Source organism: Burkholderia sp. BCC0419, from assembly GCF_902830285.1.
GTDB lineage: Bacteria > Pseudomonadota > Gammaproteobacteria > Burkholderiales > Burkholderiaceae > Burkholderia.
Window position 1 is genome coordinate 186,855 of the sequence record NZ_CADESR010000011.1, and the last position, 20,388, is coordinate 207,242.

Below are 20,388 nucleotides of genomic sequence, written 5' to 3' on the forward strand. Positions count from 1 at the left end.
GGCGGCGCGCCGCGGTCAGAGCACGCTACGCGCGACGACCCAGCGGTGCACCTCGGTCGGGCCTTCGAAGATGCGCATCAGCCGCGCCTCGCTGGCCATCTGCTGCAACGGCATTTCCTTCGTCATGCCCATCGCGCCGAGTGTCTGCATCGCATGATCGATGACGGTCGACGCCATTTCGGTCGCGAACACCTTGACCATCGAGATCTGCGTGCGTGCATCCTGCCCGGCATCCACGCGCGTAGCCGCTTCGTAGGTCATCAGGCGGCACGCATGGATCTGCGTGAGCGCGTCGGCGACCCACCACTGGACCGCCTGGCGCTCCGCGAGCGGCACGCCGAAGGTCGTGCGCTGTTTCGCATGGTCGCACAGCAGCGCGACCGCGCGCTCGGCGCGGCCGATGCACCACGCGGCCATCTCCAGCCGCCGGTTCGCGAGCCGGGCCTGCATCGGCGCGAAGCCGGCGCCTTCCCGGCCCAGCAGTTGCGCGGCGGGAATGCGGCAGTCTTCCAGCACGATTTCGTAGGTCGACAGCCCGCCGATCATCGGAATCCGGCGTTCGATGACGAAGCCCGGCGTGTCGCGGTCGACGATGAACGCCGACATGCCGCCGCGCTTGCCCTTGCTTCGATCGGTCAGCGCCATCACGATCGTCCAGTCGGCTTCGGCCGCGTGGCTGATCCAGATCTTCCGGCCGTTCAGCACCCAGCCGTCCGCGTCGCGCACGGCGGTCGTCGACAGCGCGCCCGGATCGGAGCCGGCGCCGGGCTCGGAAATCGCCATCGCCGCACGCGTGGTGCCACGTGCGTACGGGTCGAGATAGCGCGCGCGTTGCGCATCGTCGGCCGCGTCGCACAGCATCCGCAGGTTCGGCGAGTCGGGCGGCAGGATATACGGGGTGACGGTCGTGCCGATCGCCTCGTTCACGCCGACCATCGCGACGGCCGGCAGATCCGAGCCGCCCGCGTCGAGCGGCGCATCGAGTCCCCACAGGCCGAGCTGCCGGGAGCGCTCGTCGAGTCGCGCACGTTCGTCGGCGAGCAGCCCGAAGCGCTGGCCGTCGGCCTCGCGCGCCATCACCGCCGCTTCGAGCGGAATCAGTTCGTCCTTCACGAAACGTGCGACGAGGTCCCGGATCATCCGGTGTTCGAGTTCGAGTTCGAAATTCATGAGGGTGGATTCGTACAGGAGAGGAAGAAGTCGTGCCGTCAGCCGGCGTTCGTGTGCGCCGCCGCGCGGGCGCGCAACGTGCCGAGCAACGCGAGCGCGCCGGCCGCCAGCAGCGCGGCATTGAAATAGAGCCCGCCGTGCATCGACCCGGTGGCCGTGTTGAGCACGCCCATCAGGAACGGGCTCGCGAACCCGCCGATCGCGCCGGTCATCGTGATCGCCGCGATCGCGACCGCCATCGAGCGCTTCGGCAGCGCGAGCCCCGGCAGCACCCAGAACGCGGGCAGCGCCGCGGCGTGCGTGGCGACCGCGATGCACAGCGCGATCATCAGGTGCGACGTGCCGGCGCTGCTCGCGAGCCCGGCGAGGGCCGCCGCGCACGCGAGCATCGCGACTGCGCCGTGCTTGCGCCATTCGCGCCGGCGCTCGGTGCGCCAGCCCATCGCGAGCATGCCGACGATGCCGCACAGGTACGGCAGCGAGGACAGCAGCCCGATCTGCATCGCGCCATGCAGGCCGCCGCGATGCAGGATCACGGGCATCCAGAACACGAGCGCGTAGCCGGCGGCCGCGATCGCGAAATTGGCCGCGCACAGCAGCCAGAAATCGCGATGTGCGAGCAACGGTCGCGCCGGGTTCGCCGCCGGCGTACCGGCTTCGGCCTGCGCGTGCGCGGCGTGCAGCGCGGCCTTGTCGGCGTCCGACAACCAGCGTGCGTCGTCCGGCCGGTCGTCGAGAAAGCGCAGCGCGACGAGGCCGAGCGCGCTGCTCGGCAGCCCTTCCACGACGAACAGCCATTGCCAGCCGCTCAGGCCGGCCACGCCGTCGAAGTACGTCAGGATCGCGCCCGACACGGGGCCGGCGATCAGCCCCGCGAGGTACAGCGCGGTCATGAACAGCGCGAACGCCTTGGCGCGCTGCCGCGGCGGATACCACGCGCCGAGATAGAACAGGATCCCGGGGAAGAAGCCGGCCTCGAACACGCCCAGCAGGAAGCGGCACGCGTAGAACTGCGCGGGCGTCGTGACGAACATCGTCGCGGCCGAGCCGAGACCCCACAGCACCATGATCCGGGCGATCGTCCGGCGCGCGCCGATCCGCGCGAGCCAAGCGTTGCTCGGAATCTCGAACGCCATGTAGCCGATGAAGAAGATGCCCGCACCGAGCCCGTAGACGGCGTCGGAAAAGTGCAGTTCGGCGGCCATCTGCGCGTGCGCGAAGCCGATGTTGATCCGGTCGATGAACGACAGCGTGTAGCAGAGGATCAGGAACGGCAGCAGCCGGCGCGAGATCCGGCGGTAGAGCACCTGCGTCGCGCCATCGTCGACGGCGGCCGGGTGGGTCGAAAGGGTCGGGGTCATGGGCGCTCCGTCAGAAACGGTGAGCGATGCCGAGCGCGAACACCTGCTCGGTGCCGCCCGGATGCGGTTGCAGGCCGACGACGACGGTGTTGCGGGCGTCGCCGCCGTTCTTCATGTAGAGATAGCGTGCGTAGAGCGACGTCCGCTTCGACAGCGGATGGTCGTAGCCGACGCCGAGCGCGGTCGCGTCGTTCGCCGAGCCCTTCACGTCGCGGCGCACGACCGACACGAGCACGCGATCGAGCGCACCGACGTTGATCGACGCGCCGACGCTCGCGGTCGAGAACGCGGGCAGGCGCGCAGCCGTGCCGACGCCGTACAGGAACGCGGCGTACAGCTTGACGCGCGCGAACGCGTAGTTGGCTGCGAACACGTAGTGGCGGGTCGTCGACGGGCAGACGACGGGCGCCAGGTTGCCGGCCGACGTGTCGCCCTGGAAGCCGGCGCCGACGTAGAGCCCGCCGATCCGGTACTGCAGCCCGGCGCCGTAGTTGCGTCCGGCCTGCGTCGATAGCGCGTTCGGCGTCGGAAAGCCGTACGTGGCCATCACGCGCAGGCCGTTCCAGTCGGGGCTCAGATACGACGCCGCCTGGTTGAAGCGTGGAATCGGCGGGGTCGTGTTGCTCGTGATCGTGTCCGTCGACGTCGCGAGCAGCGCGAGCGGCGACATCCGTTCGTTGAGTCCGAACGGATCGCCGTCGTACACGACGTAGAACGCGGGCGTGTATTGCCGGCCGAGCCGCAGGTCGCCGTAGCGCGTGTTCTGCAGCGACACGTACGCCTGCCGGTAGAACAGCGTGCCGCCCTGGAACGATCCGTCGGCCGGCGAGAAGCCGCTTTCCAGCACGAATTTCGTCGACGTGCCGCCGCCGAGATCCTCGACGCCCGTCAGTCCGAAGCGGCTCGTCGACGAGCCGCCGCCGCTTTGCCGCATGCTCGACAGGCTGCCGACGCGATCGAATTCGACGTAGCTGTCGACGATCCCGTACAGCGTGACCGACGACGCGTGCGCCGACGTGGCGCACAGCACGCACGCGCCGACCAGGAATGCTTTCCGTTGCATGAAGGTGTCTCCGTCCATGTTTTCTTGGCGCGCCCGCGTTCTGGGAGCGGTGCGCGTGGGGTGTCGCGGTGCTGCGCCGGGCTCAGCGTCCCTTGAACACCGGCTTGCGCTTCTCGAGAAACGCGCGGGCGCCCTCGATCCGGTCCTCGCTCGCGTAGACGTCGGGGCCGACGTCCAGCCGCAGCGCGGCGGCCACCGGCAGCCCCTGGCTGTGCGTCGCGGTTTCCTTGATGCGGCGGATCGTGAGCGGCGCGTTCGCGGCGATCGTCAGCGCCAGTTCGCGCACGGTGTCGTCGAGCGCGGCGCCGGGCACGACGCGGTTCAGCAGGCCGGCGCGCTGCGCTTCGTTCGCGTCGAAGCGGCGGCCCGTGAACAGCAGCTCCATCGCGATCGCGCGCGGCAACATGCGCGGCAGCAGCACGCTTGCGAAGTTCGCGCCCATGCCGACCCGCGCTTCGGGCAGCGCGAAGGTCGCGTGATCGGCGGCGATTCGCAGATCGCACGCGAGGGCGATTTCGCAGCCGCCGCCGATGGCGTAGCCGTTGATGGCCGCGATGGTCGGCTTGCGCAGCTCCAGGATCAGTTCGTGCACGTTGCGCGCGAGCCCGCGCATCGGCTGCATCCCGCGTATCTCGGGGTCGCCGAGATCGACGCCCGCGCTGAACGCGCGTTCGCCCGCGCCGCGGATCACGATGACGCGAATCGACGGGTTGTCGTCGAGCGTGACGAGTTCGTCGCACAGGCGGCGGATCGCTTCGGTGGACAGGGCATTGGCGACGCGTGGGCGATGGATCGTCAGCCACGCGATGCCGTCGGCGTCGTTGCGCAGGATCGACGGGGCATCGTCGTCCGTCAGCGAGGAAAACGAGCGTGGGGTGGTCATGACGCGCTCCCGGCGGCGTCCGCCCGCGTGTCGTGCAGCACGCCCGCCTGCCGTAACGCGTCGCGGCGGGCCGCATCGATCCCGAACGCGTCGAGCACGGCGTCGGTGTCGGCGGCGAACGGTTGAGGCGGACGGCGTATCGATCCCGGCGTACGGGACAGCTTGGCGGGGATGCCCGCGCCGGTGTACGTATCGGTATCGACGAACATCGCGTTGCGCGCCGCCTGCGGATGGCCGAACGCATCGGCCACGGTGTTCACCGGCCCCGTCGCGACGCCGGCGCGCAGCAGCCGCTCGACGACGTCGTCGGCATGCAGTTCGGCGGTCAACTGGCCGAGCAGCGTGTCGAGCGCATCGCGATGCGCGACGCGCTGCGCATTGGTCGCGAAGCGCGGATCGCGCGCCAGCTCGGGCACACCGAGTGCCTCGACGAGCCGCGCGAACGTGCGGTTGTTGCCGGCGCCGGTCGCGACCGGCTTGTCCTTGCACGGGTAGACGCCGTACGGCGCGATCGCGCCGTACACGTTGCCGGTCGCGACGGGCACGTTGCCGGTCGCCATCCAGCTCGTGCTGACCGGATGCAGCATCGACAGCGCGGTGCTGAACAGGTCGATGTCGACGTGTTGCCCGAGGCCGGAGCGCGTCCGCTCGACCAGCGCGATCACGATGCTGGAGACGGCGCTCAGGCCGGCCGCGTAATCGACGACCGGAAACGGCACCTTGAGCGGCATGCCGCCGGGCTCGCCGTTGATCGACATGAAACCGGCGAGGCCCTGCGCGACGGCGTCGTAGCCCGGAAACCGCGCGAGCGGGCCGTCGGTGCCGTATCCGGAGATAGAACAGTGGACGAGGCGCGGGAAGCGCTCGCGCAGGCTGTCTTCGTAGCCGAGGCCCCAGCGTTCGAGCGTGCCCTGCTTGAAGTTGTCGATCAGCACGTCGGCCGTTTCGAGCACGCGGAACAGCACGTCGCGTCCGTCGGGATGCGACAGGTCGAGCGCGAGATTGCGCTTGTTGCGGTTGAGCCCCCAGTAATAGCTGGAGAGGCCGTTCGGCATCGCGGGCCCCCAGTCGCGCGTTTCGTCGCCTTGCGGCGGTTCGATCTTGATGACGTCCGCGCCGTGGTCGGCGAGCGTCTGCGCGCAGAACGGCCCCGCATAGACGCGGCTCAGGTCCACCACGCGCACGCCTGCGAGTGCGCCTTCGTTGCTGCTGGTCATGACGATGTCTCCTTCGATATGGATTCGACGGGCCGTCGGGCCGGCATGCGCCGGCTGCACGGCCGCGATGCGTCGCGGGTTCAGCCGCGCGCGGCGAACAGCGCGTTCACTGCCGCGCGATGTTCGGGGCTGGCGTGCGCGAACGCCTGGTACGACGCCGACAGGTCGAGCAGCGTGTCGAGGCTCGCGTGGCGGCCTTCGCGCAGCAGCCGCTTGGTCAGGCGCAGCGCGGTGCCCGAGTGGCGGGCGATGCGGCCGGCCAGTTCGTGCGCCTGCGCGAGGAGGTCGCCATCGGGCACGACGCGCGACACGAGTCCGCAGCGCAGCGCGGCCTGCGCGTCCAGCGCATCGCCGGTGAACGACATTTCCGCGGCGACCGCGGCGCCGACGATTCGCGGCAGGAACCACGCGCCGCCGTCGCCCGGTACGAGGCCGAGCGTGATGAAGCTTTCCGCGAAGCGTGCGCGGTCGGCGGCGATGCGGATGTCGCACATGCACGCGAGATCGGTGCCGGCACCGATGGCCGGGCCGTTGACCGCCGCGATGGCCGGCACTTCGAGGTGCTGGAACGCGTGCGCGAGCCGCTGGATGCCGCGGCGATAGCTGGTCCGGATCGCGGCCGGGTCGTGCGGGCCCGATTCCATGAACGCGCGCATCGCCTTCACGTTGCCGCCCGACGAGAACGTCGTGCCGGCGCCGGTCAGGACCAGCACGCGGATCGATTCGTCGCGGTTCGCTTCGTCGCAGCATTCGGTCAGTGCGTCGATCGCATCGGTGTCCGAAATGGCGTTGCGGGTGTCGGGACGGTTCATCGTGACGGTCAGGATCGCGCCCTGCCGTTCACGGATCAAAAAGGCTGCCATGGTGTCTCCGTATGTTCTATGCCGCGGGGCTTCACGCCGCGGGCCGAAGCCTAGTATCGTCACGACGGTCGGCAGCGGGAAATTCCGTTCCACATACGTGGAAGGCCCGTGCCGGTCGCTGCGGGGAGGGCGGGATGAGCGGAAACGTGGTCAAGAGCGCGGCGCGCGTGTTCGAGGTGCTGGAACTCTTCAGCACCTTGCAGCGGCCGCTGAGCGTGCGCGAGATCGCCACGCGCTGCGGGTATCCGGGGTCGAGCGCGGCGGCGCTGCTGACCAGCATGAAGACGCTCGGCTACCTCGCGTACGACGACGCAACGCATGCGTATGCGCCCACCGCGCGGCTCGTCAATCTCGGCGAAGCACTGGTCGATTCGGCGGCCGGCAGCCGGCGGCACTGGCATGCCGTCGCGAAGCGGCTGGCGGGGCGCACGCACGAGGCGGTCGTGATCGCGGTGCAGAGCGACCTGTACGTGCAGTACATCGATGCGGTCGAAGGCTCGCACTCGATTCCGGTGCAGTTCTATGCGCCGATCGGCACGCGTCGCGAGATCTGCATGTCGGGTCTCGGCTGGGCGCTGCTGAGCATCCAGCCGGACAGCACGATCCGCCGGCTCGTGTCGCGCAGCATCCGCCGGATCGGGAAGTCGGGCAGGACGATCGACGAGGACGTCGTGCTCGACAAGGTCGAACAGACCCGCCGGCTCGGCTATTCCTATTCGGCGCATACCGTCACGCAGGGCGCCGCGATGATCTCGATGGTGATCGCGGACGGAACGGGCTGCCGCTGGCGATGGGCGTGGCCGGGCCCGTCGAGCGGATCGACCCGCATCGGGACGCGATCGTGCGCGCGATGCGGGCGGCGCTGGCCGAGCGCGCGGGCGACGTGGGCCGTTAGCGCAGGTTCCCCCTTGTGCGGAGAGATTCATTCCGGGGGCCGGCGCAAGCCCGTTATTAGCGTGAACGGGCCCTGACCGCGCGAAGCCGGCGCGCGCAGGCATTCGCATAGAATCGGGACGTTTCGCCGCTCCTGTCCCGACTGCATTTCAGCGAGGTCGCCATGCCATTGAACGCGCCGCTTGCCGGCATCCACATCGTCGAATTCGAAGGTCTCGGCCCCGGCCCGCTCGCGGGCTGGATGCTCGCCGGCATGGGCGCGCGCATCACGCTGATCGCACGTCCGTCCGGCCGCACCAGCGCGCCGGATGCGCTGCGGGCCCGCGACGACGACCTGCTGCGCGAAGGCAAGACGATCGTCGAACTCGACCTGAAGGCGCCGGCCGGACGTGACGCCGCGCTCGATCTGATCGCGCAGGCCGACGCGTTGATCGAGGGCTTGCGGCCCGGCGTGATGGAGCGGCTCGGCCTCGGGCCCGACGCTTGCGCGCGCCGCAATCCAAAACTCGTCTACGGGCGCATGACGGGCTGGGGCCAGCACGGCCCGCTCGCGGCCGCGGCCGGGCACGACCTGAACTACGTCGCGCTGACCGGGCTGCTGTCGTTGTCCGCGCCACGCGACGGCCGGCCGGGCGTGCCGCCGACCGTCGTCGGCGATGCGGGCGGCGCGCTCGGGCTCGCGTTCGGGATCGTCTGCGCGTTGCTCGACGTGCGTGGCGGCGGGCCGGGGCGCGTGGTCGACGGCGCGATCGTCGACATCGTGTCGATGCTCGGGTCGCTCGCGCTGTGGGCCCGCGCGAACGGGCAGCTCGACGGCGCGCAGCCGAGCCTGTTCCACGACGCGCCGTTCTACGACGTGTATCGCTGCGCGGACGGCGAATGCGTGACGATCGGCGCGCTCGAGCCGCCGTTCTACGCGCTGCTGGTCGAACGGCTCGGGCTGACCGACGTCGATCCCGCGTCGCAGTACGACCGCGCGCGCTGGCCCGCGCTGAAGGCGCGTTTCGCGGAGGTGTTCGCGCAGCAGCCGTCCGCGCACTGGCGCGCGCTGCTCGAAGGCACCGACGCGTGTTTCGCGCCGCTGCTGAGCGTGGCCGACGCGGCCGTGCATCCGCACAACGCGGCGCGCGGGATCTATCGGACGGATGAGAACGGGAACGTGCGGGCGCGGGTGGCGCCGCGGTTTTTGCCGTTGGCGGGGGATGAAGCCGATTAGGGCTGTCTTTCAGGAGGTTGCTTCCGTTCGTCGACGGCCGAGTGTCGAGCGCATCAGAGTGCCAATTGTGGTGCTAAATTTGGTATCAAATTAAGTACAATCGACGCTCGATCGGAGAAGGAGCGGGTATGCCTCACACCATTCTGGCAAGCGTGACGGCTAGCATCTCGGAGCTGAAGCGGAATCCGATGGGAACCGTTGCTGCGGGCGAGGGTTTCCCGGTCGCGATCCTGAACCACAACGAACCCGCGTTCTACTGCATTCCCGCGAAGACGTGGGAGGCGATGGTCGAACGCCTGGAAGACATCGAAGACAATGCGTTGGCCGATTCGCGCGCCAGGGAGAAGGTCGTCAAGGTCAAGCTGAATGACCTTTGAACTCGCCTTTCTCGAACCTGCATTGAAGGGGAGGAAGCTTGATCGCACCGTGCGCGATCAGTTCAAAGCGAGCCAGCCCGAGCGCCTCGAGCATCCTCGCGTCCGTCAGCCAAATTGCATGGCCACCCGGATCGCTACAAGATCAAGTTGCGTGGTGTCGGCTATCGCCTCGTCTACGAAGTGCGCGACGCGGAAGTCATCGTGCTGGTGATCGCGGTGGGCCGCCGCGAGCGTGATGCGGTTTATCTGGCTGCGATGAAACGCTAGCGCGACATGCGTCGCGGCATCGATGTCTGGACCCGGCAACTCACGCCGTTTCCTCCCGCGCATCCGGCACCTTGCCGTCGCCGACGCGGTTGATCGTGCCTTGCGCGATCGCGACGAGCCGCTCGTGGTCGCCGTCGATGACGAACACGTGGCACTGGCAGGTCGCCTGGTGCCGGCCCGCGTAGACGAGCTTCGCGCGGGCGACGAGCGTGCCGTTCACGGCCGGCCGCAGGTAGTTGATCTTGTATTCGGCGGTGATCACGCGCGGGCCGAGCACGAGCGCGCCGGCGAACGTCAGCGCGTTGTCCGCGAGATAGCTGATGACGCCGCCGTGCACGAACCCGTGCTGCTGCCGCAGTTCCTCGCGCACGGGCAGGCACAGCGACACTTCGTTGTCGCCGATATGCATCAGCTCCGTGCCCAGCAGCATGCTGAACGGCTGCGCGCGCAATGCGCCGCGCGCGTGGTCCGTGATGTCGGTCATCAGTTGCTCCGAGAAACCCCGTCCTTCAGGACGGGGAGGAAAGGAGCGCCGCTGTTTGACAGCGGCATTCCACCGTTAAAATGGCCGGCATGATCCTTGTCTATCGCTACCGGGTGAAATCGCTCAACGGACTGCTCAACAAGCAGAGCCGCGCGGTGAACTACGTCTGGAACTTCTGCAACGACACGCAGAAGCACGCGCTCAAGTGGGGCAAGAAGTGGCCTACAGGATTCGACCTGAACGTGCTGACGACCGGCAGCAGCAAGGAACTCGGTATTCACTCCGGCACAGTCAACGCGACGTGCGAGCAATACGCGAAGTCGCGCAGTCAGCACCGTCGCCCGTACCTGCGTTATCGGGGCAGGAAATCGCTCGGCTGGGTGCCGCTGAAGGGCCGAGACCTGAAGCGCGAGGGTGACGCGTTCCGTTTCGCCGGCAACACCTTTCGCGTGTTCAACAGTCGACCGCTTCCCGAAGGCAAGATCAAGGACGGAACCAACTTTGCGCAGGATGCACGCGGCAACTGGTTTCTCAACATCGTGATCGATATGCCGGATGTGCAGGCCCGCCCGGTCCGTTCCGGTGTCGGCATCGATCTCGGCTTGAAAGACTTCGCCACACTTTCGACCGGCGAGAAACTGCCTAACGACCGGTTCGGTCGATGCGCGGCGGAAAAGCTCGCGAAAGCGCAACGGGCGCGAAAGCACAAGCGGCATATCGCGAAGCTGCACGCCAAGGTTGCGAATGCCCGTGCCGATTTCCAGCACAAGCTCGCGCTCGACCTGGTGCGGCGATTCGACTACATCGCAGTCGGCAACGTGTCGGCCGCAAGACTTGCCAGAACCAGGATGGCGAAGAGCGTCTACGACGCATCCTGGTCGTCCTTCCGAAACAAGCTCCGCTACAAAGCGATCGCGCACGGGGCCACGTTCGAGGAAGTCGACGAAAGGGGTTCCACCCAGTCCTGTTCGTCGTGTGGATCGAAAGACAGCACGACGCGGCCGAAAGGTATCGCGGGACTGAGAATAAGAGAGTGGGCCTGCAGTGACTGTGGTGCCGAGCATGATCGAGATACCAACGCTGCGTTGAACATTCTCCGATGCGGACGTGCATCGCCAGGTGTGGGAATCCTCTCCCTTTAGGGAGAGGGGGGACGTCAACGAACTTCCTTCGAAATGAGTGCCCGCTTGCGCTGAACTCTAGGAAGGGGGCTCCGGATAAGCAAGGAAATTCGTCCGCGTTTCGTGCAAATCCCGGCGCGATGCGACGCGATTATTGCGTCGAATACGCAAGATCTCCGCGTTTGCGGGCGATTCGACGCGAATGCGCGAGCGAAGCGCGCGATTGACCTGCGTGGCCGGCCATTCCGCCTAAAGTCCGACGAAGAAATGCCGCTAATGCCGGGGCATTGCCTCATCGTCCGCTCTCCAGGAATCCCCCATGTTCGGAAAAATCAAGCTCGCGTCGGGTCTGCTCGGCGTGTTGACCGTGTTCTGTCTCTTCCTGTTTGCGATCGAAGCGCTCGGCTTCTGGACGCTCGCGTCGACGCGCAGCGGCGTCGACGATCTGTCGAACGTCGCGATCGCGCAGGTCGACGCGGCCAGCCGGGCGACCGAGCAACTGCTCGACGCGCGCATCAACCTGTCGCGTGCCGGCACGCGGATGGTGCGCGGCGGCCCGAAGCCCGAAGACATCATCCGCCACGCGGGCGCGTCGCTCGCGGAAGCGGACAAGGCGTTCGCCGTGCTGACGGCCGCGCAGCCGGTCGACGACACCAACCGCGCGCGCGTCGCGGCGCTCACCGAGCGCTATCGCGCGCTGCGCGGCGCGCTGGGCGAGCTCGTGCAGTTCCTCGACGCCGACAACATCCAGGCGTTCCTCGACCAGCCGACCCAGGGCTTCCAGGATGCGTACATCGCCGAGCTGCATCGCTTCACCGACTATGGCGGCACCTCGAGCCGCGCGGCGCTCGACACCATCGACGGCGGCATGCTGTGGTTCAAGTCGGTCGGCATCGTGCTGCTCGTGGCGATGCTCGCGGCGAGCGCCGCGATCTACGCGGCCGCGCGGCGCGCGGTCGTCGCGCCGCTGGAGCAGGCCGGCCGCCATTTCGAGCGGATCGCGCAGGGCCGCCTCGACGAAGCGGTGCAGGCGGGCGGCGTGTTCGAGATCGACCGGATGCTGCGCAGCCTCGCCGCGATGCAGACGAGCATCGCGGGCACCGTGCGTACGGTGCGCCAGGCGTCCGACGCGATCCATCTCGGCGCGGGCGAGATCGCGGGCGGCAACGCCGACCTGTCGGCGCGCACGGGCACGCAGGCGGCGTCGCTCGAGGAAACCGCCGCGAGCATGGAGGAATTGACCGCGACCGTCCGGCAGAACACCGACAGCGCCCGCGCGGCGAGTGCGCTGGCCGACGCGGCGCTCGAAGCGACGAGCCACGGCGGCGGCGTGGTCGACAGCGTGATCGACCGGATGCGCGGCATCGCGCAGAGCTCGGGGCGGATCGCGGAAATCATCTCGGTGATCGACGGCATCGCGTTCCAGACCAACATTCTCGCGCTGAACGCGGCTGTCGAGGCTGCGCGGGCCGGCGAACAGGGGCGCGGCTTCGCGGTGGTCGCGGGCGAAGTGCGCTCGCTCGCGCAGCGCAGCGCGCAATCGGCGAAGGAGATCAAGGCGCTGATCGAGGATTCGGTCGCGCAGATCAACGGCGGCGCGGAGCTCGTCGAGCGCGCCGGCGACGCGATGCGCACGGTGTCGGCGTCGATCACGCGGGTCGTGCAGACGATGTCGGAGATCACGGCGGCGTCGGTCGAGCAGAGCGTCGGGATCGAGCAGGTGAACCAGGCCGTCACGCAGATGGATCAGCTCACGCAGCAGAACGCAGCGCTGGTTGAGGAAGTCGCGGCGGCCGCCGCGTCGCTGAACGACCAGACCGCGCACCTGATGCAGGCGGTGTCGGTGTTCGAACTGGGCGATGGACGCGCCGCATCCAGCGGGCGCGCGGCGCCGTCGTTCGCCGCGACGGATTACGAGCCGGCCGGCAGCGCCGCGTAGGCGGTCGCGAGATGGTAGGGCGTCGTCGACGGCATGTCGGCGCGCGATACCTGCCCGTCGGCCGTCTTGCACTCGAACCAGCCGCGCGGATGCAGGAAGCGCGCGGCGAACCGCTCGATCTGGCGCGCGAGCGGCGCCGAGGCCGGCGTGCCGCCGTGCGTCGCGAGCGCGCGCAGGTATTCGGTCTGCGCCCAGATCCGCTGCGTGCCGTCGATGCACGCGCCTTGTGCGTCGAGCGCCGCGCACACGCCGCCCGTCTGCGGATCGACGCCGTATTGCTCGGCGAACGCGAACGCGCGCGACAGCGCGGCGGGAAGCCCGGTCTGCGCGAGCCGAGCGCCGGCCGCATCGACCAGATAGAACCACTCGAACTGATGGCCGGGCTCGAAACGGTTGTCGGCCGAGCCGAGCGGCAGCTCGGCCACGCAGCCGGTCGCCGCATCGACGAAGGTGCGCTCGACGGCCTGCGCGGTGCGCGCGAGCGCATCGTCGAACGCCGGGTCGCCGAACGCATCGGCGGCCGCGAGCCAGGCTTCGGTCAGGTGCATCAGCGGATTCTGCAGCGCCCCGCTGCCGGATGACGAGAAATCGGCGTGGCGCGCGGCATCGAGCAACGCGTCGCCGTGGCGCGGCGCGAAGCGGTCCTGGATCAGCGCGGCGGTTTCTTCTGCCACCGTGCGCGCGGCGGCGTCGCCCGACGCCGCATGCCATGCGGCGCACGCGAACACGATGAACGCGTGCGTATAGAGATCCTTGGTCGTATCGAGCGGCGCGCCCTGCGCGTCGACGCTGTAGATCCAGCCGCCGTGGCGCGGGTCGCGAAAGTGCCGGCACAGCGCCTCGAACAGCGTGGCCGCATGCGCGGTGTCGCCGGCCTGCGCGAACACGAACAGTTGCCTGGCGCACGCCATTGCGCGATAACGGGTCGCGGGCAGCGGCGCGTGGGTGGCCGGATCGACGGCCTCGAACGGCAGTTGCAATGCTGGGTCGAACCCTGAACCCCGCCAGATCGGCAAGACGACGTGCACGAAATGGTGGCGCAACTGGGCGGCCTGGGCGGAAGCGGAGTCGGAAACGGACATGGCGGGGTTGAGCGCTTGGATCGAAACGTGTCGGCGCGGCCCGGAGAATCGGCGCGGCCGGGGCCAAGGATAAAACATTCCGCGCGGCCGACACCAAAAAAGGAGAGAAATCGGATGCTCAGCAACCTGGAACTCGTGATGCGGCTCGTTCTCGCGGCGGCGCTCGGCAGCGTCATCGGCTTCGAGCGCGAGCGCCTGTCGTGGGCGGCCGGCCTGCGCACGCACATGCTGGTGTGCGTCGGCTCGACGCTGATCATGATCGTGTCGGCGTTCGGTTTCGCCGACGTGCTCGGCACCAGCGACCACGTCGTGCTCGATCCGTCGCGGATCGCCGCGCAGGTCGTGTCGGGCATCGGCTTCCTCGGTGCGGGCTCGATCCTGCTGCGCGGCGAGATCGTGCGCGGGCTGACGACGGCCGCGAGCCTGTGGTCGGTCGCCGCGATCGGCCTCGCGGTGGGCGGCGGGCTCTATGTCGCGTCGATTTCGGCGACGATCATCATCCTGATCATCCTGGCCGGCATCAAGCCGCTGGAGCGGCGCTATTTCACGGTGCGCCAGCGGCGCCAGCTTGCACTGACGGTGGCGAGCGGCACGCTGACGTTCGATTCGCTGCACGCGGCGCTCGGCCCCGACAGTGCACGCGTGAAGCAGTTCATCGTGCAGCGTGCCGACGACACGGGCGAGCGGGACGAGGTGCGCATTGCGCTGGCGCGGGTGTCGGAACTCGAATACAAGGCGATCTGCGACAAGCTGCGCGCGCTGCCGGGCGTCACGCGTTTCGACGGCGGCAACGGGCTGGCGGGCGACGAATAGCGGGAATCGGGTGGGGGCGTGCGGCTCAATTCGTCCATTGAATGCGGCCCCGCGCGAATGACTGGATCCGGTACGGATATGAGAGAATCATCCCGTCGCGTGACTGGCGCCACGAGATAGAAAACTATCGGGAAGCGTGACATAGACCGTTTGCCGCGCGCCTGGGCCGTTTCCAATTTAGATCTTGACGCCCAGGAATATGCCGACTCCCCTCGCCGCCCCTTGCCCTTCCGAAACGTTGGCCGACGATTTGCCCAACTTCCCGGTGGATTGGCCGGCATTGGATATCCAGTGCCGCCGCCAGAATTTCCGTCATGCCCCAATCTGAGCTGGTCAGATTGATTATCTTGACCCGAACGCACCTTCCAGAGGCCGACGCACCTGTCGCGGGAGACGTCCAATGACCATCTGCCGATTTGAAAACGCAATCCAAAAGAAGGCGCTTGCCCTGCATGGATTGATCAGAAAAATTGAGGTCAAGGCGGCTGACGAACTGCCGTCGGCAATGGCCGATATCGAGCATGCACGGAAAGAAGGGTATTGGATTGCCCTCAAGCTGAGCTACTCCCTGGGCGAATGGCTCGAGCCGGCACTCATGGAAAAACACGCCCCCTCGAAGAATAGCGGCGCCCCTCGCATGACTGCACTCGTCTTTGAGCGTGCCGTGCATGAAGCTGCATGGGAACCCCCACTTCACCCGCGATCCGGCCGCATTGTCAGCGCTTCGCCGAGAATCAGCTTCAACGAATACAGGAAAAAAGTATCAGCTATCAAGCGCTTGCTTGAAAATGGTGACGTTTACCAGATAAATCTTACCTTTCCAATAGACGTCGAAATCGAAGGGAGTCCTGAATCCATATACCGGGAAATAATAAATCTTCACCCGGTATCGCATGCGGCCTATATCGATGACGGCGAATCGCTAGTGCTGTCTTTCTCGCCTGAGCTGTTTTTATCGCGCTCAGGAAGCATCCTGACCAGCCGGCCGATGAAAGGCACGGCTCCTCGGCATCGGCATCCGGAAGAGGATCTGATTTCCGCTCGCGCGCTACAGGCCAGCATAAAAGACCGAGCCGAAAACGCGATGATCGTCGATCTGTTGCGTAGCGATATGGGAAGAATCGCCCGCATCGGCTCCGTCAAGGTCGAGAAGTTGTTCGATCTCGAACGCTATCCGTCGATATGGACCCTGACCTCTACGATCACGGCGGATATCGGATCGGCTTCCTTCTTCGAGATACTGCGAGCCCTTTTTCCATGCGGCTCCGTGGTCGGCGCGCCGAAGATTGCCGCAATGCGCCACATCCGGCAACTCGAGATGGAAGACCGAGGTCTCTATTGCGGCAGTATCGGCTGGATGGCTCCCAATGGGGATTTCTCGCTAAACGTTGCGATTCGGACACTCGCGCTGGGGAAAAACGGTTCCGGCGTATATGGAGTCGGTGGCGGCGTGGTACTCGACTCCAAAGCGGATCTCGAATGGAACGAATGCCAATGGAAATCGAGGGTATTAGGCAACGTGAGCAGCGAAGGGTGGCGTGAAGCCAATCATTGCGCTCTCGCAAAACACCAGGAACTGGAGTCATCGATGAATTGATGTGAGGTGCGGGGCGCCCCGAGGACCGCTGCCCGAGTCGCCCCAAAACCCGTTGGACGAACCTCTCTCGTCCCGGATCGCTCACCCGCCTGGCGGACACCGCGTTCGCATGCCTGTGCGAGATGCTGCAGAATCTCGCGAAAAATTTCGCGATCGGGATGTCGTCACTGTCCGGCGCAACGATCATGCATAGCGCGCCAGGAATGCCGGCTTCGTCGAGCCCACGCAGGGCCATCGAGCGAATGCGGCAGGTGGCCGACAACGATGCCCGGCGCAGCGGCGTGCCCGGCGTGTACTTCCATTCCTGGCTGCTCGTTGGTGATCACATGACCGCCGCTGCGCCTTTCGACACGCCGGACAATCGCTGCATCGAGATCGCGATTGTCAAGTTCGTCGGGTAGCCGTCGAGAACCACTCGCTTGTGCTTCGGTCGTCAATGCCGGGTCATACGTGTGAACGTCGACAATGGCGCCGGCAATTTCGAGTCGACGAGATGATGCGTGACGCCCGCGAAAATCGGGCGGACAAGCCGGCCTGCATAACGCACGGTCGTGCGGCTCGATGAATTCTCTCGCTGCATCGATGAAGGCGAGCCCTCTTTCGACAGCCTGACGCTTCTCGGGTTGCGACCAAGCAACCGGAATCCCAGCCGTTCCTCCAGCCGCTTCACTTTGACGCTGACCACGCCTTGCGTCATATGCAGATAATCCGCCGCTTTCGTAAGGCTTCCAAATTCCATAACCAATAGAAAGGTGCGAACGGTATCTACGTCAAGCGAGATCATCGTCGATCATCCGAATTTGTTGTGGTTGAAATAGCATTCTTGATATTTCAAAAAATTTTATAGAACCTCATAATTCCATCAATCGCCAACAGACGAGACCTATTTGGCGGATACGTATTCGTAGAACCATCAATTGCTCACGCACATCATTCAGCTCTTTCTCGATGACCTCCGGATTCGGCAAATATCTTGTGACACGTTATTCATGGCGTATGTGCGCGGATACGCAGATCCGCTCGATACTGCGAGCGACGCATCGAGATTTTCCTAGGCCCCGCTGTTTATACGATTCGAGCGAGAATTCAACCGAGTCAAACGTGTCCCGTTTGCGCGAGGATGGCTTTCGGACGTGCGTGTGGTAGTGGGCAAGCGTCTACCTGAAATATTTGCGGAGCCAGGATGAGAGGTTTCCAAAGAAAAGCCTCACTATTCATCAGATATGTAGTGAGCGCCAACCTGTCAACAATTACGGCTAGGTGTCCAACCAGATAGACGGGCCGCGCCTGAATAAAATATTCGCCCAGCCCGGCCTCTAAATATCAGCTCGCACTGTAACGCGTGATGGCATGCAGTCATCAGTCATGCGCGATTATTTCGATGGGAAACATAAAGCTGGCCGCTCACGACTGATTTTTTAAAACTATTCGTGAACTTCGTTGAATGAAATCTTTGATGGAAGCAATCTCGTGAAAACTACGGCGTTCCTGAAAGGCGAGCTTCCGGCGACGCCCAAGGACGAACGCTTCGTCACCGACTTGAGAGCCGTTGTCCGACGGATCCTGCTCGATCACCCCGCGTCCATAGCGCGCACACGCCGACAGGCAATCAACGCGCCGGCTGGTCAAGTATTTCAACCAGCAGTTGCCTGACATCGCGGGGCTGCCGTGCATTCGGTCGACATCTCGTCCCGAAAACGGTCTGGCGCAACCACAACCCGCTCAAATACGCGATGGGCAACCAGTCGTCATGCCGGCCAGCTCATTCGCAACCGTTCAATCGAGCCACAAGGATGATTGAAATGCCATATTTAATTTCCGGCGCCCCTCCATTTTTATTGGCGATTCTATGGCTCGCATTACACGTCGCCTGCTTCTCGGCAAATGCGGTCGCCGTAAAGGCAACCAGTCTCACACTGACGATTTGCCAGATCATTTTTTTTCGCTCGCTGGCAACATTGGCTTGCTCGGCCATAACGCGGTCGGCGCGAGTGCAAATTGCCACCTCGATAAAATCGGATGTCTTGCAGCTCCTGATTATTAGGGCGATTGCGGGTTTCCTTGGAATATACGGCGTCTTCTATACGATCTCGGTGCTGCCGGTGCCAATCGCCATGACGCTTACAGGAATTACACCCGTATTCGTCATATTCCTGGAAGCCGTTGTAACGAACGAGAGAGTGCGCAAGGAAATCCTGCTCTATGCGCTCTTCGCAATCGCATCCATTTACATCACGACCAGCGCAAATGGCGTAAGTAAATTTGACGATCTCGATGTCGGGGATATAGCGATCGGACTCGCGGCCGGCGCACTCGTCGCCATCTCCTTTGTCTCGGTGCGACTTACCGTCCGAAAGGTCGGCACCAATGCGGTCGTTTTCTGGTTTGGGCTGGGGAAATTCGTCGGTTCGCTTCTTCTGGGCGGGACGGCCATATTCGCTACCCACTATACATTGCACGAGACGATTTTGCTGTCGTTGATCTGCTTCCTTGGAGCTATTTCCGATTTCGCAAAAACGGCAGCGTATCAGTACGGCCGCGCGTGGATCGTCAGCATGCTATCGCTACTGGCGATCCCCGCGTCGGGCATCCTCGCTTTCGTATTTCTTCAAGAGAAGCTTTTCCCGAGTCAGTGGCTCGGAATTATCTTGATGATCTTTTCATTGTCGGCAATTGCATACAGGAGAAACAGCTAGAACGACGAATTTCAAATTCAATCCCTGTCTACCTCAACCTGCTAAACCGAGAAATCATGCATCTTCCATACAAATTCAAGAAGCTCGACATCGCGATCGATACGCTATCGATCAAAAAGGAAATTGAAGCACTTGGCAACCCCTGGGGACGCCATGGTTTCCATGAAACTGGTCACGACGTCATTCCCTTGCTGAGCACAAACGGAACATTGTCCAATCCCGATGGAACGCGCAACAATGCATTGACCCCGCCATTTTTGCCGACGGAAAATCTGGCAAAGATGCCTCATACGCGGGACGTCATTTACTCATTCGGCATTCAGCCTCAAAGAGTACGCATTGCCCGGATGAAAGCTGGCGACATCATCAACCCGCATCGCGATCTCCATCCGAATTGGTATAACAAAGTGAGGGTTCACATCCCGATCGATACGAATGAAGACGTACGCTTTCACGTCTGGGAAACAAGCGACGAACTCAAACCCGAGGATCGTACGGATTTCCATATGAGTGCGGGAAACTGCTGGATCCTAGATACCTGGCGTGTTCATGCTGTAACCAATCTCTCCGCCGAAGATCGAACTCACTTGATCATCGACCTGGAGCCTCGCGGCCAATTATTCAAATCGATGTTCGATGACGTTCCTGAGGATCACTTGCGAAATTGCCTGTCTTACGAATATCCCAAAACATACTCTACGGATGCCGAAACCATGGGATGGCTGACTGCGGGAAAACCTGACATGGGGGTGGAATTGTGGAATGCTTCGATCGTTGAAAAAAATCCACAGGTTGGAAGGTACAAGCACAACAACGAATTCTGGAAATAAGAAATCGTACAACAAACATATCTGCCCCAACAAGTCGGCCGATATGTCATATCCGGCAGCGCCCCTTGGATTGCCACTTATTTTCACGAGTCGTTCACTCTGGTTTTTAACTAGACATTCCGATTTTACGTGTTGTTCCATAATCAATTTCGTGCGCCGATATCGAAACGCGTCGACTCCGACGAATGCGCGTAATTCAGGCAACTGAGCCAACGCTGAATGTTGCATCAGGATTGCTGAAGATATAAGTGAAGGTATCTGAATTGCCCGATTCCGCGAAAGAATTGGCGGGTCGCGTGAGCAATGCGTTCCGGAAAGGATGTGCCAGGGGGAAATTCGCATGCAGGGTTCCGGATGGAACCGGCAGGCACTGGTGTTGTTGAAGAAAAGCCAGAACCGATTGGTTGTTATTCATTGATTGTGAGAGGTCGCTCCATGCGCGTCGAACGGGTTCCATACCGCTTAATCACTGTCGCGACGGCCGCCGTTTTCCTGGCCGCGTGCGGGAAAAAAGA

At 64.4% G+C, this 20,388-nt stretch carries 19 protein-coding genes, 2 pseudogenes and 1 riboswitch; of the genes and pseudogenes, 11 read left to right on the plus strand and 10 right to left on the minus strand.

Annotated features, from left to right (window positions below; genetic code table 11):
- Positions 1-15: 15 nt before the first annotated feature.
- The 6 genes from HWW87_RS32670 to HWW87_RS32695 form a co-directional block, all read right to left on the minus strand.
- Complete coding sequence (locus HWW87_RS32670; protein ID WP_175823759.1) at positions 16-1,170, minus strand: acyl-CoA dehydrogenase; 1,155 nt, start codon at positions 1,168-1,170, stop codon at positions 16-18.
- 38 nt (positions 1,171-1,208) lie between these two features.
- Complete coding sequence (locus tag HWW87_RS32675) at positions 1,209-2,531, minus strand: MFS transporter (protein ID WP_175823760.1); 1,323 nt, start codon at positions 2,529-2,531, stop codon at positions 1,209-1,211.
- A gap of 10 nt (positions 2,532-2,541) precedes the next feature.
- Positions 2,542-3,594 carry a porin gene (locus HWW87_RS32680; protein WP_175823761.1) on the minus strand — a complete coding sequence of 351 codons (1,053 nt, stop codon included), beginning with the start codon at positions 3,592-3,594 and terminating at the stop codon, positions 2,542-2,544.
- A gap of 82 nt (positions 3,595-3,676) precedes the next feature.
- Entirely contained in the window at positions 3,677-4,477 is an 801-nt protein-coding gene (locus HWW87_RS32685) for an enoyl-CoA hydratase-related protein (RefSeq protein WP_175823762.1), read from the minus strand.
- Complete coding sequence (locus HWW87_RS32690) at positions 4,474-5,694, minus strand: CoA transferase (RefSeq protein ID WP_175823763.1); 1,221 nt, start codon at positions 5,692-5,694, stop codon at positions 4,474-4,476. The genes HWW87_RS32685 and HWW87_RS32690 overlap by 4 nt, the downstream gene beginning before the upstream one ends.
- An 80-nt stretch (positions 5,695-5,774) precedes the next feature.
- Positions 5,775-6,557, minus strand: coding sequence for a crotonase/enoyl-CoA hydratase family protein (locus tag HWW87_RS32695; protein ID WP_175823764.1), 783 nt, complete (start codon positions 6,555-6,557; stop codon positions 5,775-5,777).
- 134 nt (positions 6,558-6,691) lie between these two features.
- Here HWW87_RS32695 and HWW87_RS32700 point away from each other — a divergent pair.
- From HWW87_RS32700 to HWW87_RS32715, 4 genes and pseudogenes are all read left to right on the plus strand, one after another.
- Positions 6,692-7,452: pseudogene (locus HWW87_RS32700) on the plus strand (helix-turn-helix domain-containing protein).
- A gap of 162 nt (positions 7,453-7,614) precedes the next feature.
- Positions 7,615-8,667: a CaiB/BaiF CoA-transferase family protein gene (locus HWW87_RS32705; RefSeq protein WP_175823765.1), complete on the plus strand. Its 1,053-nt coding sequence runs from the start codon at positions 7,615-7,617 to the stop codon at positions 8,665-8,667.
- A 128-nt stretch (positions 8,668-8,795) separates the two neighbouring features.
- Positions 8,796-9,044, plus strand: coding sequence for a type II toxin-antitoxin system Phd/YefM family antitoxin (locus HWW87_RS32710; protein WP_175823766.1), 249 nt, complete (start codon positions 8,796-8,798; stop codon positions 9,042-9,044).
- Positions 9,034-9,311 (plus strand): annotated as a pseudogene (locus HWW87_RS32715) (type II toxin-antitoxin system RelE/ParE family toxin). The gene HWW87_RS32710 and the pseudogene HWW87_RS32715 overlap by 11 nt, the downstream one beginning before the upstream one ends.
- A gap of 40 nt (positions 9,312-9,351) precedes the next feature.
- Here HWW87_RS32715 and HWW87_RS32720 read toward each other — a convergent pair.
- Entirely contained in the window at positions 9,352-9,795 is a 444-nt protein-coding gene (locus HWW87_RS32720; RefSeq protein ID WP_174434468.1) for a PaaI family thioesterase, read from the minus strand.
- Between the two features lie 89 nt (positions 9,796-9,884).
- On the opposite strand from HWW87_RS32720, the gene HWW87_RS32725 reads away from it, so the two are divergent.
- Entirely contained in the window at positions 9,885-10,937 is a 1,053-nt protein-coding gene (locus HWW87_RS32725; RefSeq protein ID WP_175823767.1) for an RNA-guided endonuclease TnpB family protein, read from the plus strand.
- Positions 10,938-11,235: 298 nt separating this feature from the next.
- Entirely contained in the window at positions 11,236-12,855 is a 1,620-nt protein-coding gene (locus HWW87_RS32730) for a methyl-accepting chemotaxis protein (RefSeq protein ID WP_175823768.1), read from the plus strand.
- Here the strand turns inward: HWW87_RS32730 and HWW87_RS32735 are convergent.
- Positions 12,828-13,937: an AGE family epimerase/isomerase gene (locus tag HWW87_RS32735; RefSeq protein ID WP_175823769.1), complete on the minus strand. Its 1,110-nt coding sequence runs from the start codon at positions 13,935-13,937 to the stop codon at positions 12,828-12,830. The two genes, HWW87_RS32730 and HWW87_RS32735, sit on opposite strands and share 28 nt — an antisense overlap.
- A 114-nt stretch (positions 13,938-14,051) precedes the next feature.
- Here HWW87_RS32735 and HWW87_RS32740 point away from each other — a divergent pair, with 114 nt between their 5' ends.
- The 3 genes from HWW87_RS32740 to HWW87_RS32750 all read left to right on the plus strand — a co-directional run bounded on the left by HWW87_RS32740 (position 14,052) and on the right by HWW87_RS32750 (position 16,748).
- Positions 14,052-14,750, plus strand: a complete 699-nt coding sequence (locus HWW87_RS32740; RefSeq protein WP_175823770.1) for an MgtC/SapB family protein — start codon at positions 14,052-14,054, stop codon at positions 14,748-14,750.
- 89 nt (positions 14,751-14,839) lie between these two features.
- A riboswitch (ZMP/ZTP riboswitch) is annotated at positions 14,840-14,924 on the plus strand.
- Positions 14,925-15,150: 226 nt separating this feature from the next.
- A complete protein-coding gene (pabB, locus tag HWW87_RS32745; RefSeq protein WP_175823771.1) occupies positions 15,151-16,347 on the plus strand; it encodes an aminodeoxychorismate synthase component I in 1,197 nt (398 codons plus the stop codon).
- A 122-nt stretch (positions 16,348-16,469) separates the two neighbouring features.
- On the plus strand, positions 16,470-16,748 hold the full coding sequence (locus HWW87_RS32750) for a hypothetical protein (protein WP_175823772.1): 279 nt from the start codon (positions 16,470-16,472) through the stop codon (positions 16,746-16,748).
- Between the two features lie 32 nt (positions 16,749-16,780).
- Here the strand turns inward: HWW87_RS32750 and HWW87_RS32755 are convergent, their stop codons facing one another.
- Both HWW87_RS32755 and HWW87_RS32760 read right to left on the minus strand, forming a co-directional pair.
- On the minus strand, positions 16,781-17,131 hold the full coding sequence (locus tag HWW87_RS32755) for a LysR family transcriptional regulator (RefSeq protein ID WP_175823773.1): 351 nt from the start codon (positions 17,129-17,131) through the stop codon (positions 16,781-16,783).
- A 620-nt stretch (positions 17,132-17,751) separates the two neighbouring features.
- Positions 17,752-18,021 (minus strand): hypothetical protein, encoded by a 270-nt coding sequence (locus HWW87_RS32760; protein ID WP_175823774.1) that lies wholly within the window; start codon positions 18,019-18,021, stop codon positions 17,752-17,754.
- Between the two features lie 119 nt (positions 18,022-18,140).
- Here HWW87_RS32760 and HWW87_RS32765 point away from each other — a divergent pair, with 119 nt between their 5' ends.
- Positions 18,141-19,043, plus strand: a complete 903-nt coding sequence (locus tag HWW87_RS32765; protein ID WP_175823775.1) for a DMT family transporter — start codon at positions 18,141-18,143, stop codon at positions 19,041-19,043.
- 56 nt (positions 19,044-19,099) lie between these two features.
- The gene (locus tag HWW87_RS32770) at positions 19,100-19,873 is read left to right on the plus strand and encodes an aspartyl/asparaginyl beta-hydroxylase domain-containing protein (protein ID WP_175823776.1); all 774 of its coding nucleotides are present in this window, start codon (positions 19,100-19,102) and stop codon (positions 19,871-19,873) included.
- Positions 19,874-20,388: the final 515 nt, after the last annotated feature.

Excerpts from the sequence above, each read along its gene's own strand:
- HWW87_RS32755 (WP_175823773.1), bottom strand. The coding sequence starts at position 17,131 with ATGATCTCGCTTGACGTAGATACCGTTCGCACCTTTCTATTGGTTATG.
- HWW87_RS32670 (WP_175823759.1), bottom strand. The coding sequence starts at position 1,170 with ATGAATTTCGAACTCGAACTCGAACACCGGATGATCCGGGACCTCGTC.
- pabB (WP_175823771.1), top strand. The coding sequence starts at position 15,151 with ATGACCATCTGCCGATTTGAAAACGCAATCCAAAAGAAGGCGCTTGCC.
- HWW87_RS32705 (WP_175823765.1), top strand. The coding sequence starts at position 7,615 with ATGCCATTGAACGCGCCGCTTGCCGGCATCCACATCGTCGAATTCGAA.
- HWW87_RS32720 (WP_174434468.1), bottom strand. The coding sequence starts at position 9,795 with ATGACCGACATCACGGACCACGCGCGCGGCGCATTGCGCGCGCAGCCG.
- HWW87_RS32760 (WP_175823774.1), bottom strand. The coding sequence starts at position 18,021 with ATGCACGGCAGCCCCGCGATGTCAGGCAACTGCTGGTTGAAATACTTG.
- HWW87_RS32740 (WP_175823770.1), top strand. The coding sequence starts at position 14,052 with ATGCTCAGCAACCTGGAACTCGTGATGCGGCTCGTTCTCGCGGCGGCG.
- HWW87_RS32750 (WP_175823772.1), top strand. The coding sequence starts at position 16,470 with ATGCTGCAGAATCTCGCGAAAAATTTCGCGATCGGGATGTCGTCACTG.
- HWW87_RS32725 (WP_175823767.1), top strand. The coding sequence starts at position 9,885 with ATGATCCTTGTCTATCGCTACCGGGTGAAATCGCTCAACGGACTGCTC.
- HWW87_RS32690 (WP_175823763.1), bottom strand. The coding sequence starts at position 5,694 with ATGACCAGCAGCAACGAAGGCGCACTCGCAGGCGTGCGCGTGGTGGAC.
- HWW87_RS32730 (WP_175823768.1), top strand. The coding sequence starts at position 11,236 with ATGTTCGGAAAAATCAAGCTCGCGTCGGGTCTGCTCGGCGTGTTGACC.
- HWW87_RS32735 (WP_175823769.1), bottom strand. The coding sequence starts at position 13,937 with ATGTCCGTTTCCGACTCCGCTTCCGCCCAGGCCGCCCAGTTGCGCCAC.
- HWW87_RS32695 (WP_175823764.1), bottom strand. The coding sequence starts at position 6,557 with ATGGCAGCCTTTTTGATCCGTGAACGGCAGGGCGCGATCCTGACCGTC.
- HWW87_RS32675 (WP_175823760.1), bottom strand. The coding sequence starts at position 2,531 with ATGACCCCGACCCTTTCGACCCACCCGGCCGCCGTCGACGATGGCGCG.
- HWW87_RS32770 (WP_175823776.1), top strand. The coding sequence starts at position 19,100 with ATGCATCTTCCATACAAATTCAAGAAGCTCGACATCGCGATCGATACG.
- HWW87_RS32710 (WP_175823766.1), top strand. The coding sequence starts at position 8,796 with ATGCCTCACACCATTCTGGCAAGCGTGACGGCTAGCATCTCGGAGCTG.
- HWW87_RS32685 (WP_175823762.1), bottom strand. The coding sequence starts at position 4,477 with ATGACCACCCCACGCTCGTTTTCCTCGCTGACGGACGACGATGCCCCG.
- HWW87_RS32765 (WP_175823775.1), top strand. The coding sequence starts at position 18,141 with ATGATTGAAATGCCATATTTAATTTCCGGCGCCCCTCCATTTTTATTG.
- HWW87_RS32680 (WP_175823761.1), bottom strand. The coding sequence starts at position 3,594 with ATGCAACGGAAAGCATTCCTGGTCGGCGCGTGCGTGCTGTGCGCCACG.